The sequence below is a fragment of the Methanobrevibacter sp. genome, from assembly GCF_030539555.1.
Classification (GTDB): domain Archaea; phylum Methanobacteriota; class Methanobacteria; order Methanobacteriales; family Methanobacteriaceae; genus Methanocatella.
Genome location: NZ_JAUNXX010000017.1, coordinates 1 through 12,347 on the forward strand (window position 1 = coordinate 1; position 12,347 = coordinate 12,347).

Annotated in this window: 15 protein-coding genes; 9 read left to right on the forward strand and 6 right to left on the reverse strand. The window is 32.9% G+C overall.

Annotation, left to right across the window (positions count from 1 at the left end; genetic code table 11):
* Both thsA and Q4Q55_RS04965 read left to right on the forward strand, forming a co-directional pair.
* Nucleotides 1–1,370: thermosome subunit alpha (gene thsA, locus Q4Q55_RS04960; RefSeq protein ID WP_303371717.1), on the forward strand; the 1,370-nt coding region annotated here is incomplete at its 5' end.
* Between the two features lie 45 nt (nt 1,371–1,415).
* The gene (locus Q4Q55_RS04965) at nt 1,416–2,438 is read left to right on the forward strand and encodes an adenosylcobinamide amidohydrolase (RefSeq protein WP_303371718.1); all 1,023 of its coding nucleotides are present in this window, start codon (nt 1,416–1,418) and stop codon (nt 2,436–2,438) included.
* 300 nt (nt 2,439–2,738) lie between these two features.
* On the opposite strand, the gene Q4Q55_RS04970 is transcribed toward Q4Q55_RS04965, so the two are convergent.
* Nucleotides 2,739–2,957 carry an exodeoxyribonuclease VII small subunit gene (locus tag Q4Q55_RS04970; RefSeq protein WP_303371719.1) on the reverse strand — a complete coding sequence of 73 codons (219 nt, stop codon included), beginning with the start codon at nt 2,955–2,957 and terminating at the stop codon, nt 2,739–2,741.
* On the reverse strand, nt 2,958–4,211 hold the full coding sequence (xseA, locus tag Q4Q55_RS04975) for an exodeoxyribonuclease VII large subunit (protein WP_303371720.1): 1,254 nt from the start codon (nt 4,209–4,211) through the stop codon (nt 2,958–2,960).
* Nucleotides 4,212–4,392: 181 nt separating this feature from the next.
* Here xseA and Q4Q55_RS04980 point away from each other — a divergent pair, with 181 nt between their 5' ends.
* The 3 genes from Q4Q55_RS04980 to pyrE are packed head-to-tail and all read left to right on the forward strand — an operon-like array spanning nt 4,393 to nt 5,319.
* On the forward strand, nt 4,393–4,542 hold the full coding sequence (locus tag Q4Q55_RS04980; protein WP_303371721.1) for a hypothetical protein: 150 nt from the start codon (nt 4,393–4,395) through the stop codon (nt 4,540–4,542).
* A gap of 9 nt (nt 4,543–4,551) precedes the next feature.
* Nucleotides 4,552–4,782, forward strand: coding sequence for a PRC-barrel domain-containing protein (locus Q4Q55_RS04985; protein ID WP_303371722.1), 231 nt, complete (start codon nt 4,552–4,554; stop codon nt 4,780–4,782).
* A gap of 9 nt (nt 4,783–4,791) precedes the next feature.
* Entirely contained in the window at nt 4,792–5,319 is a 528-nt protein-coding gene (pyrE, locus tag Q4Q55_RS04990; protein WP_303371723.1) for an orotate phosphoribosyltransferase, read from the forward strand.
* Between the two features lie 35 nt (nt 5,320–5,354).
* Here the strand turns inward: pyrE and Q4Q55_RS04995 are convergent, their stop codons facing one another.
* The 3 genes from Q4Q55_RS04995 to Q4Q55_RS05005 are packed head-to-tail and all read right to left on the reverse strand — an operon-like array spanning nt 5,355 to nt 7,756.
* Nucleotides 5,355–5,861, reverse strand: coding sequence for a molybdenum cofactor biosynthesis protein B (locus tag Q4Q55_RS04995; protein WP_303371724.1), 507 nt, complete (start codon nt 5,859–5,861; stop codon nt 5,355–5,357).
* Between the two features lie 18 nt (nt 5,862–5,879).
* Entirely contained in the window at nt 5,880–6,962 is a 1,083-nt protein-coding gene (locus Q4Q55_RS05000) for a transcriptional regulator FilR1 domain-containing protein (RefSeq protein ID WP_303371725.1), read from the reverse strand.
* Between the two features lie 5 nt (nt 6,963–6,967).
* The gene (locus Q4Q55_RS05005; RefSeq protein ID WP_303371726.1) at nt 6,968–7,756 is read right to left on the reverse strand and encodes a winged helix-turn-helix domain-containing protein; all 789 of its coding nucleotides are present in this window, start codon (nt 7,754–7,756) and stop codon (nt 6,968–6,970) included.
* Between the two features lie 251 nt (nt 7,757–8,007).
* Between Q4Q55_RS05005 and Q4Q55_RS05010 the strand changes: the two genes are divergently transcribed.
* The 4 genes from Q4Q55_RS05010 to Q4Q55_RS05025 are packed head-to-tail and all read left to right on the forward strand — an operon-like array spanning nt 8,008 to nt 11,471.
* The gene (locus tag Q4Q55_RS05010; RefSeq protein WP_303371727.1) at nt 8,008–8,514 is read left to right on the forward strand and encodes a ribonuclease VapC; all 507 of its coding nucleotides are present in this window, start codon (nt 8,008–8,010) and stop codon (nt 8,512–8,514) included.
* A complete protein-coding gene (locus tag Q4Q55_RS05015; RefSeq protein WP_303371728.1) occupies nt 8,511–9,632 on the forward strand; it encodes a DUF2117 domain-containing protein in 1,122 nt (373 codons plus the stop codon). Before Q4Q55_RS05010 ends, Q4Q55_RS05015 begins: the two co-directional genes overlap by 4 nt.
* A gap of 16 nt (nt 9,633–9,648) precedes the next feature.
* Nucleotides 9,649–10,623: a methanogenesis marker 2 protein gene (locus tag Q4Q55_RS05020; RefSeq protein WP_303371729.1), complete on the forward strand. Its 975-nt coding sequence runs from the start codon at nt 9,649–9,651 to the stop codon at nt 10,621–10,623.
* Between the two features lie 56 nt (nt 10,624–10,679).
* Complete coding sequence (locus Q4Q55_RS05025; protein WP_303371730.1) at nt 10,680–11,471, forward strand: DUF4013 domain-containing protein; 792 nt, start codon at nt 10,680–10,682, stop codon at nt 11,469–11,471.
* Nucleotides 11,472–11,480: 9 nt separating this feature from the next.
* On the opposite strand, the gene Q4Q55_RS05030 is transcribed toward Q4Q55_RS05025, so the two are convergent.
* Nucleotides 11,481–12,230, reverse strand: a complete 750-nt coding sequence (locus tag Q4Q55_RS05030) for a thermonuclease family protein (RefSeq protein WP_303371731.1) — start codon at nt 12,228–12,230, stop codon at nt 11,481–11,483.
* Nucleotides 12,231–12,347: the final 117 nt, after the last annotated feature.

A 12,347-nucleotide genomic window follows, 5' to 3' on the forward strand; every position in this document is an offset into this window, starting at 1 on the left:
TAGAAGTAGCAAAAACCCAAGAAGACGAAGTTGGAGATGGAACTACTACTGCAGTTATTATTGCTGGAGAATTATTAAAAAAATCCGAAGCATTACTTGACTCTGACATTCACCCAACTATCATAGCTATGGGATACAGAAAAGCTGCAGAAAAAGCACAAGAAATTTTAGATGAAATCGCAATTGAAGATATTGATTCTGAAACTTTAATGAAAGTGGCTATGACTGCAATGACTGGTAAAGGAACTGAAGCAGCACGTGAACCATTAGCAAGATTGATTGTAGATGCTGTAGAAGCAGTTGCTGATGAAGATGGTGTAGACACTGACAACATCAAAATCGAGAAAAAAGATGGTGCTGTTGTTGAAGAATCCAGTTTAGTTGAAGGTGTAATCGTAGACAAAGAAAGAGTACACCCTGGTATGCCATCAGAAATCAAAGATGCAAAAATCGCATTAGTCAACACTCCATTAGAAGTTAAAGAAACTGAAATGGACGCTGAAATTACTATTACTGATCCTGCTCAAATGCAAGCTTTCATTGAACAAGAAGAAAAAATGGTCAAAGATATGGTAGATAAAATAGTTGGTGCTGGTGCAAACGTATTATTCGCACAAAAAGGTATTGATGACTTAGCACAACACTACTTATCCAAAGCTGGCGTTTTAGCTGTAAGAAGAGTTAAAAAATCCGACATTCAAAAATTATCCAGAGCTACTGGTGCAAATGTCATCACCAACTTAGATGACTTAACTGAAGAAGATTTAGGTGTTGCAGGTATTGTAGAAGAAAGAAAAATCTCCGGCGAAGACATGATTTTTGTAGAAGAATGCAGCGGAGCTAAATCCGTAACATTATTCGTAAGAGGAAGTACCAAACACATTGTAGCTGAAATCGAAAGAGCTATTGAAGATGCAATCGGTGTAGTAGCAGCTACTGTGGAAGATGACAAAGTTGTTGCTGGTGGAGGAGCTCCTGAAATCGCAATGGCTAAAAAACTCAAAGATTATGCAGAATCCATTTCTGGAAGAGAACAATTAGCTGTAAACGCTTTTGCAGAAGCTTTAGAAATCGTACCAAAAACCTTAGCTGAAAATGCAGGTTTAGACAGCATCGACTCATTAGTTGACTTAAGAGCAGCACAAGAAGACTCATTCTACATGGGATTAGATGTATTCACTGGTGAAGTAACAGATATGAAAGAAGCTGGAGTAATTGAACCTAAACGTGTCAAAAAACAAGCTATTCAATCTGCATCTGAAGCAGCCGAAATGATTTTAAGAATTGACGATGTAATTGCATCCACTAAAGGCCCTGAAGACATGGGCATGGATCCTTCCGCAATGGGTGGAATGCCTCCAATGATGTAAATTTAAAGAAATTTTAATTAATTTCTTTTCTTTTTTTTTATTTTTATGGAATCTAAACTATTTTTCTTAACTTCTCTTAAAGATGAAGTGTATTATCTAAAAGATACTATTTTTGTTAAGTTCAATGTTAAACGTAATGGGATTTCCACCTCAAAAATGAACGGAGGATTTTCTGATAACTTTAAAAGTGTTTTTAACCACCATCTCTCACAGGAAAACATTGACTATCTCGAAAACCATGATGTTTGCGGTTATCTCATGAGGCATTGCAGGGGATTGAACATTGATTCCAGTTTTACAACAGGTCTGATAACTCTTGCAGAGATGAAAAATGTTGGAATTGTAACAGAGTCCTTTAAGGATTTGGAAGTCGTTGCAATAACAACTGCGGGTGTAAGGACAAACGCTGTTCGTGCAGGAGATCCAGCATCATTTTATGAGAAAAACGGCAAATTCGGTACAATAAATACGATAATTTTACTTAATGTTACTCTCGAATATGAAACATTGCTTGAGGCCTTCATGACTGCAACTGAAGCAAAGACTGTCGCTTTGAACGATTTAAAAATTCCATCACAATATTCAAATGGTTATGCAACAGGAACAGGAACAGACGGTTTGTGCATATTTTCAAATCTTGAATCTGAAAATATATTGACAAACGCCGGAAAACATTCCAAGTTAGGGGAACTTATTGGTAATGCGGTTAATGAATCGGTTAAAAAAGCCGTTAAAAAACAGGTGTGGGTATCTGAAAAATCACAGTCAAATGCATTGGTTCGTCTCAACAGATTTTCTTTGGATATCAATGAGTTTTACGATAATTTGGATTGTGACAAAGAGGAATTTATTAAACTTTTACAAAAGGATATGAAAAAACAAGATAATGTTGCTATTGCAAGTTCCGTTCTGAATTTAATCGATGAAGTTGAATGCAATCTGATTAAAAATGAAGATGCTTTAAATTTAGCCGAAAAAATAACTGAAAATTGCAATAGTTATCCAATTAAAACATTACTTGAATATTGGATAAGCTATTTTATCACCCCAAATGTAATTCATCCATGACTTAAATGAATCGTAGTATTCTTGCATTTTAACAGTTAAGTGTCAGTTAATTTAATCGGTCTTAAAAATTATAAAACAACTTGGGATGGTCAAATTAATGTTTCAACCAAAACTTTAACTCAGAACGGCTACTATTTAATATATGCGGATTATTGCCTGAATAGATGGAATATTTAAATCCTGCAATGAAAGATTATTCAGGGAACTCAGGACAGACAATAATCTAAAAATTACTGGCAAAGTTAATTACACTACAGCTAAAAATCTTGGAATAATTTAAAAGAGTTTAATCAAACTCTTTTATTCGTTTATTTTAAAATCAACTATTTCTCCATTGTCCTGAACTATTTTTGCAATTGATTCTTCGGCAGCAGATAATTTTTTTTCACATGCTTTTACCAGTTCCATTGCCTTTCCAAATTCATCAATTGCATCATCCAATGGCACGTCTCCATTTTCCAATTTGCTTACGATTTCTTCCAATTTTTCCAAACTTTCTTCAAAACTTAAATTTTCCATTTATATCACCCTTGTATTTACAGTTCCGTCATCAAATTCCACATCAAGTTTATCTCCGGATTTCACCTGTTTTGCTGAAGATATTACTTTGCCTTCAACTTTTGTCATAGAATAACCTCTTTTTAATGTTAAAAGAGGATTCAACACATTCAATTTATCAACATTTCGCAGATATGGTTCTCTTTTCATCCGAATAATCTCTTCCGGATTTTTCATGATGTTCTTGTTTTTCAGGTTAACTAGCCTGTTTTTATTTTTGGTGATGATGTTTTTGGATGCAAACTCCAATTTGGTTACCAAGTTATCCAATGTCATTCCCTTGATTTCATAAATCGATTCCGGATTTTTCAAAACCTGCTTTTGGGAAAGGTTGTTTAGTTTAATTCTATTCTGTTCTATCATGCTGCCAATATTTTTGTTTAAACGGGCATTTAATTGACTTATTTTGTATTTGACTTCTCCCGTATCGGGAACTGCTATCATTGCCGCTCCTGTTGGTGTTGGAGCTCTTTTATCAGCTACAAAATCAGATATTGTAAAGTCAATTTCATGGCCTACTGCGCTTATGGTTGGAATTTCACATTCATAGATTGCCCGTGCCACGACTTCTTCGTTAAATGGCCATAAATCTTCAATGCTTCCGCCTCCACGCCCAATGATTAATGTGTCAATGTCAAATTTCTGCGCATATTTGATTTTTCTTGTTATTTGCGCAGCCGCCTGGTCTCCTTGAACTAGTGTGGAGAATACTAACACCTCACAATAAGGATATCGTTTCCTGATTGTTGTGATGATGTCTCTTATTGCAGCTCCTGTTTGTGCAGTAACTACTCCAATCCTTTCGGGATATTTTGGAATTTCTTTTTTGTGTGCATCGTCAAATAAGCCTTCTGCTTTAAGTTTTTTCTTAAGCTGTTCAAAAGCCACATGGAGGTTTCCAATTCCGTCTTCGGTCATTGTTGAGGCATACAGCTGATATTTACCGTCTCTTTCATAAACTTCAACTTTACCTTTGACAATTACTTTCATACCGTTTTCCGGTGTGAATTTAAGGGATTGCTTTCTTCCTTTAAACATTACTGCAGGAATCTGTGATTTTTCGTCCTTCAAGGTAAAATAGCTATGTCCGCTTCTGTGAGCTACATAATTGGATATTTCACCCTTAACGTAGATGTTTTTTAGGTTATGGTCCATTCTTAGCTTTTTATTGATGTAGGCATTTATCTGGGATACTGTCAGGTATTCGTTTTCCATAAATTCACCTTTAAATCAATATTGTTATTATATTGTTTGTATTTAATACAGTTTTTCATTCCAAAATAAATATTGCCTTCAAAGACCTTTGATGTAATTTCACTACATTTACACAAAAAATGAATAAATGGGGAATTTCATGAGGACGGCTTTTGGTATGGTAAAATCAGGTATCTAATAGATGGATGAAATTAATCCGGAATTGGATGATAACATATTGGATATGATTCATGTTGTCGAATTTGCAGACAAAAATCTTGAATTTTACCTTGACTCTGTCTGTGATGAAACTAAATGTATTTTAAATGGAACATACTATAATATAGTATAGGTGTTTTTTATGAGAATTAAAGATGAATTATTTGGTAAAGAAGTTCTCGATGCTGAAATCCAGATTGTCGGTAAGGTTTCTGAAGTTATTTTTGACAAGGATACTTTTGAAATAACTGATTTTGTAATTAAGAAAACCGGACTTTCAGAACAGATAAAATCTAGTGAAAATGTTATTCCTATAGAGCTTGTAAAAGTAATTGGGGATAAGATTTTGCTTAAAGGCGAAGACGATATTTAATTGATTAATATGCTTTCTAAGGAATACTTAATTGATTTATTGAAAGAAAATGAAGTTTTTCTTGAGGGGGATTTCACATTGTCCTCCGGTAAAAAAAGTAATTACTATATAAATATGAAAAAGGCCATTACGGAACCCGAAATTTTATCTACTATTTCCAAACTGATTACTGATAAAATCAAGGATGATGAAATTGATAAAGTTGCGGGACCTGCTTTGGGTGCAGTTCCAATAGCCACAGCAGTATCTTTAGAATCAAAACTCCCATTATTGATGATTCGTAAGGAAAAGAAAGGTTATGGTACCTCAAAACTTATTGAAGGCGAACTTTTGGAAGGTGATGATGTGATTGTTGTTGAAGATGTGTCAACTACAGGAGGATCACTTTTAAAAGCAATAAAAGCGATTCAAGATAATGGAGGTAATGTAAAAAGAGCATTTGTTGTTGTGGATAGGCAGGAAGGTGCAATCGAAGAGTTTGAAAAAGAAGGCATAAAATTAGAACCGTTAATATCTGTAAACGAATTTTTCGAATGAAAATGATGAAAAATTAATTTCATCATTTAAATTCTTTATCTTTTAATATGATGGACAAAATGGGGTAGTTCGTCAATTATTATGCTTAATGCAGTCTTAACAGCATTAGGTGAACCAGGCATTGAGAATATTGCTGTTTTTTTGTATATTCCTGCTGTTGCTCGAGATAATAATGCCGCTGAGCCAATCTCTTCATAAGATTTTGCTCTAAAGATTTCACCAAAACCATCTAATCTTTTTTCAAAAAGTCTTTCTACAGTTTCAACAGTAATGTCTCTTGTATCTAATCCAGTTCCACCAGTAGTTAAAATAACATCAATATCATCATTCACCATTTCATTAATAACATTAATTAAGTCCTCTTTTTCGTCAGGAATTAATTTCTGTGATTTTAATGTGTATCGTGTTTTTATTTCACCGGCTATATATTGACCTGAAAGGTCAGTTTTTTTTGATTTTCTACTGTCACTTAGTGTAATTATTCCACAATTGATGTCTTTGGATGATTTGCTTTGATGCTCTTTTGCGGTTTCACTTTTCATTATACATCACTTTTTTATTTATTTTAGATATTTCTTTATTTGTTCATAGTCCTTTAAATTATTTATTAATTTTTGTGTAGGATAATAAAGACTCCCGTACTTCATTTCTCCTTGCACAACTAATTTTGATTTTAAAATCAACTTCATATGATATTTTATTGTCTTATAATCCAAATTCAATTCATTTGATAATTGATTGATATTATAAGGATGTTCCAATAATCTATCAATAATCATTGTTGTTGTTTTTCCGCCTTTTCTACCTAAAATTAAATTTGTTAATTCTTTATTCACAAAATTATTTTTATTTTCATAATGATTATAAACTTTGGATCCCCATTTGCGTGCATTTTCAGATTTTCCAATCAAAATCTGAGAATCGTCGTAATGTCCATCTTTAAAAAAAAGTGTCAATGACATGAAGTCAGGTGAATAAGTCAGGAAGAGTTTCAAATTCTTTTCAGTGCAGATTATTTTCACTTTTTTGTTGTTAAGCAAGAATTTTCTCAAATGTCTATTTAATCTAATTGAATTTAGAATATTTTCGCTCATTATCAATTCTAAATATTTCAATCTATTCTTCTTTAATAAATCAATCATATGTTTAAAGTGATTTTCAGAGTATATCGGCATGATCACTTTCAGTTCCTGCGTTGATGAAATCAGTTTGATGTAGGAATTAAATGCATGAGATAGGTCACTTGTTGTTGAGGTGACGTATGTTGCATCGTTTAGAAGATGTAAGTTCTTAAGGTGTTCCTTTGGAATATCTTTTAGTGTATGGTTGTCCCAGAATGAAGTGTTGTTGTTCAGTGATGACCAATTTTCAATAAGTTTAATCAAATTTGTTGCGAGCAGAAAACCATTTGAAGTTAATTGGTATTGTTTTTGAACTTTTTTAACCAGATTTTTAGCTTCAAGCTCTTTAAGTCCGTGCAATATTGTGGCGGATGGTTTTTTTAGTTCATTCCGAAGTTCATCTAAATTTTTAGGATTTTTATACATTGCTAAAATTAATTTAGAACGCATGGTTGATGTTAGAATGTATTTTATGCTATTAAATTCTTTATTTAGTTCTTTTTTAGTCTGTAAGTTTGTCATTGTAATCACATTTTTTCTTTTACATTTGTAAATAAGTCATTTGCCCATTTCAATGATTCTTTACTGGATGATATTAGAATTCTATTCTGGTCAAAGCTTTCATCGTTCTTGAATAATCCTAAGCTCATTGTTTTATCACATAATGCCAAATACAATTTTAAATCATTTTGTGTTGTATAAACTTTTAACCTGCCTTTTCTTGCAGCGGATTTCCTTATCTTTTCATTAATCTCAAATATGATTCCTCTAAACATGTTTTTAGGAATGATTAGTTCAACATTTCCCTCATTCCTTAAAATATTTTCAAGTAATTGAGGATATTCTGGATGAAGGTATGGAAATATGGCTTTGACATTTTTAGTTTTAACCATGTTGTCTTTAATTGTATTGTGGGTTTTATAGATGTCCAGGGGAGTGGTTTCCACAAGTTTTGATTTTTCCAATGCTGTGATGTTCTGTATTGAATCAAGGCTTAGCTGATCAATATTGTGTTTGTCCCATAAATCGTTTAGATTTTCAATCAAATCAATGCTCAATTTGAATTCCATCAAATTTTCATAATAAATTTTGCTTAAGGGATTCAAGTAAAATTTATTTTTCTTTTTAGTAATGTGGTTGTGTTCTTCAAGTTTTGTCAGGTTGCTTGAAATGGAGCTATATGTAATTTTTGTATTGGTTACTAATTCTTTGATTGAATTTGGCTTTTTTTGCAATTCGCTTAGAATTTTTAGTCGAATTTCTGATTTTGCAAGAAATACTATGTCCTTATCTAAATCGTATTGATTAATCATCATTTTTACCTCCATTATGTTTGATTCATGAATATTTTTAAGCTATTCCATGAATTCATTTACAGTACCAAATTTAAAAGTCAAATCTTAAATATATTTTTCAAATTTCCATCTGAATTTACTCAAAATTCATTCCACTTTATGTCGAATTTATACCCAATTTTACACTAATTTATATCCTACTTTTCCCCAATTTAAATTTCATCAAAAATAATCGATAAGTTTTATAAATTTATAAAATAAAAAATATTTTCATGGAGATTTTTTATGTATTGGATGCATCCGCATTTATTAATGGTTTTCAATTAGAATCTAGTAATAACTTCACGGTTCCTGAAATAACATCAGAAATAAAGGATTTTGAATCAAAATTAAAGTTTGATGCAGCTATCGAAGAAAATAAACTGGTTATTCGCGATGTGTCTGAAGATTGCGAAAAGGCAATTGAGGAGGTAATCTCAAAATCAGGTGATGTCTTAAGATTGTCCTCTCCAGATAAAAAATTAATTTCTCTGGCATATATGATGTTTAAGGAAGGTAAAAACGTTAAAGTCATCAGTGACGACTATACGATACAGAATACTCTAAAAATAATTGGTATTCCCTACTCAGGCATAATTACGGAGGGAATAAAAGGAGTTTACAACTGGAAAAAAATATGTGAAGGCTGTAAAAAGGAATACGGCGAAGATTATCCTTTCGAGGATTGTGAAATATGCGGGTCTAGAATATTTAAAAAAAGAATTAAGGTGAATAGATGAGAATTGGTATTGTAGTTCATGGTCCAAACATAATAGATTCCGGTTATGCTTTAAAATTGATTGACCTGCTTGGTGAGTATGGTGAAGTTACCTCAAGGCTTGGGGGAACAATGGGAAGAACTGCAGTTATAGATGCTGGTTTGGAAAAGGTTATTGACATAACTAAGAAATTAGTTCCAAGCGATTCTTTAAAGATATTTCATGATGATGATGTCGATTTAATTGTATTGCTTAATTATGGAAAATCTGATGTTACAGGTCAGGTTTTCGGATATAAAGTTTATAATCATTATGCTGATAAAATTAATGATAATGACATTCCAGTTATACAAATTGAAAGGCCTGGTGAGGATGATGGTAGCATAATCCTCTGGAATGGAGATTGTAATTTGGCTGAAACATTATCAAAAAGACTGGATTTGAGTGTAATTTCTCCAGAAGAAGTTTATGATAATCACATTAGGCAGGATAATGTTTTGAATAATCGCAATCATAGGATTGTTCATGGGGTAAGTCCTGATGAAAATATAATGGTAAATGGAGTGGTAATTGGAAAAACAAACTCCGATAAACTTATTTTAATTGCAAAAGACAATCATATAGTTGATATTGTTGGCGGGACCCTAAAAGATCATGGCCTTGAAAAGTTGGGAGAAGTTGACATTGAAAATGCAATCATCAAAACTGGCCTTTTAAGAAAAGCAAAAGTCACTCCACGTATTCTACAAAAAGATAAACATGAAAAATTCAAAGTGGCATTTCTCGACCATGCAGGTGAAGATGTTTATAGATTCAGGCACTGCGATGTTGTTATAACTGTTGGGGATGACACTACCTTGGTGTCCTCTGATATTTTATATAGGTTTGATATACCTATAATTGGAATTACCGATGGTGATTTGGACAAGGTTGTCGAAGATGGATTCAAGGCTCAAAATTCCATAATCTTTGAAGTTGAAAGTGGTTTTGATGATGTCTGCGGACAAGCTATTAAAAGGAAATTGTTTGGCGATAATCAGATCAATTCTAATTTTTCAGATATTCGTCAAGTTGAAGGAAAGATTATTGAAATAATAAAAAATATTAATTGTAAATACAAAATTAATTATATTAACTAAATTAGGAAGTGTAATCTTGGATTTTGAAAATCTTGTTAAATCTATTCAAGAATTTAAGGGAGTGTCACGCAAAAGCTCCATCGATAATGTAATTTCACTTTTAAACGAGGCATATAATGTTTCAGGTGATGTGGTTATTGATATTGGGGATGATGCTTCAGCTATTGATATTGGAAATAATCAGGTTTTATTGGTTGCCGCTGATGGTATATGGGGTGACATTATGAATGTCAATCCATATTGGGCAGGATACTGTTCTGTACTTGTCAATGTTAATGATATTGCGGCAATGGGTGGAAAACCGCTTGCAATGGTAAATATAATGTCAATAAGTAATGATGGGATTTATGAAGATTTGTTAAATGGAATCAAGGATGGTTGTTTGAAATTCGGTGTTCCAATGGTGGGAGGACATCTGCATCCTGACGGTGAAGTTGACTCTTTGGGAGTCGCTATTGTTGGAATTGCACAGAAAGATAAAATCATTACCAGTTTCGGAGCGGAAGTTGGTGATAAGGTAATTGTCGCAATTGACTTGGATGGCAAACCTCATGAAATGTTTAACCTGAACTGGGATACAACATATGATAAGGATGCGAAATTGGTACAGGATCAAATTACTGCAGTGCAATATCTTGCAGAAAAAGATTACATTAAATCAGGAAAAGACATTTCAAATCCAGGAATCTTGGGAACTCTGGAAATGCTTTTGGAGACTTCTGCCAAAGGCGCCATTGTTAATTTGGAAGACATTCCAAGAAACGAAAGTGTGGATTGGGTTGACTGGCTCAGGTCATATCCTGGATCAGGATTTGTTTTCACCGCCAGTGAAGATTACTGTGAATATATTAAGGAATATCTTTCAAGGTATTCAATTGAAGCAGCTGTTGTGGGTGAAGTAACAGATTCCAACTCTCTTTTGTTGAATTATCAGGATAAACAGGCAGAAGTGTTTAACCAGGATAAAAATCCTGTTTTTATTTTCAGATGAGTTCTGAGGGTATTGATTTATACGCAAAAATTTGAAAGTGCTTTGCAGGTGGTTTCATGGAAGTCAGTAAAATAATATCAAATTCATTCAAATATCCGTTTAGAAATATTAAAAAATTGCCAATACTTTTTGTTCTATTTGTACTGGTTGCACTTGTTCCGATAGGCATTGTATCTGACAACAGATATGTTTTAATTTTAGGAATTATTGCATTTTTCTTATTTATTCTTATTGTACCGGGTTATCTGCTGTCAATCGTTAACATTGGATTAAATGAATCCTCAGTGATGCCCTCTTTGAATTTTGGAAAGAATATATATGATACTATTCGATTATTCTTATTAAGGATAGTGTATATGTTGGTGCCTACAGCAGTATTTTTCATTGCATGGTTCACACTGGGAGTATCCGGCATGGATATGTTGTATAAGATGGATATCACTGGATTTTTGCTGGCTATGGGATTGACTTTCCTTATAATTCTAATTGTATATGTATTATTTGAAATTCTATTGTTTTTTGCAAAGGCCAGATTAGCTTACTTAAATAGTCTGTCAGAAGCTTTAAAGATTCATAATGTAGTCATCGACATTAAAAATATAGGTATTTTTAATATTATCAAATGGTTGGTGTTCATGGCAATACTGATGGTTGTAGTATCATTTGTTTCATCATGGATATTGGCAATTCCATATGTAGGATTTATAATTTATCTTGGTATCATTATTCCAATATTGGAAAGTATAGGTAATTACTCTTTAGGACTTCTATATTCAAACATTGCTCAAAAGGAGGATGAATTGGATAGATTCGAAAGGGAAGTTCAATTATTCAAATATTTCAATTAAAAAAGAATATTATGGATTGCACCGCTTACAAGGTACATATCCTTGGTTTATAGCTTCGTCTCTGCTTGTGAAAAATACTTTGTTACCTTCAGACATTTTATTTACACTGCTGCAGCTTGCATAATGGAATTTTCCACTATTTGCATTTCCCACATAGCTTCCAGCATCAGATGAGTCTGAAGTCTCGCTGCTTGTATCGCTATGGGAAGAGCTTGAAGAGGAACTGTGTGAGCTTGCAACATGCGTGTTGCTGTTTGCCCAGTCATATGGGTAAAATTCACTTGGTGGCATGTACATTATCTCAGCAAGACCTTCTTTTAGAAGCATTTCATTCACATTCTTTCCGTCGACGATAACGACGGCTAATGTCCTTCCATAACGGTCATTGTGTTTTGAATCATCAATGTCCAGACCAACCTCTTTATTTAGACATAACTTCTGAACAAAGTTTTTAGATGTAATATATCCTTCAACACCTCTTTCAGGAGTGTTTACTCCAACGAAACGTATCTTTTCACCGTTGTCTAAATAAATAGTATCTCCATCAACAACTTTTGTACAAACTGCAGTTTCTTCAACATGGCATTCGGTATCAGAATACTTGCTTAAGATATCTGATGCGGACATATCATAATATTTGGAGCTGGGGATGTTGTGGGAAAAGCCAGTTCCGGTGTAAGCGCTGGCTATTGAAATTGCTCCGATTGCAATTACTAAGATAATCAGTAAGCATAAAATGTGTTTTTTCGTAATGGTCATTATTTTTCCCTCCTTAATATATTGTTATAATTATGTGTTTATATAATTTTTCAAAATCAAATAAATAATTTTAATATATAATAAGATTATAAATATATATTATTAAAAATTCTTATT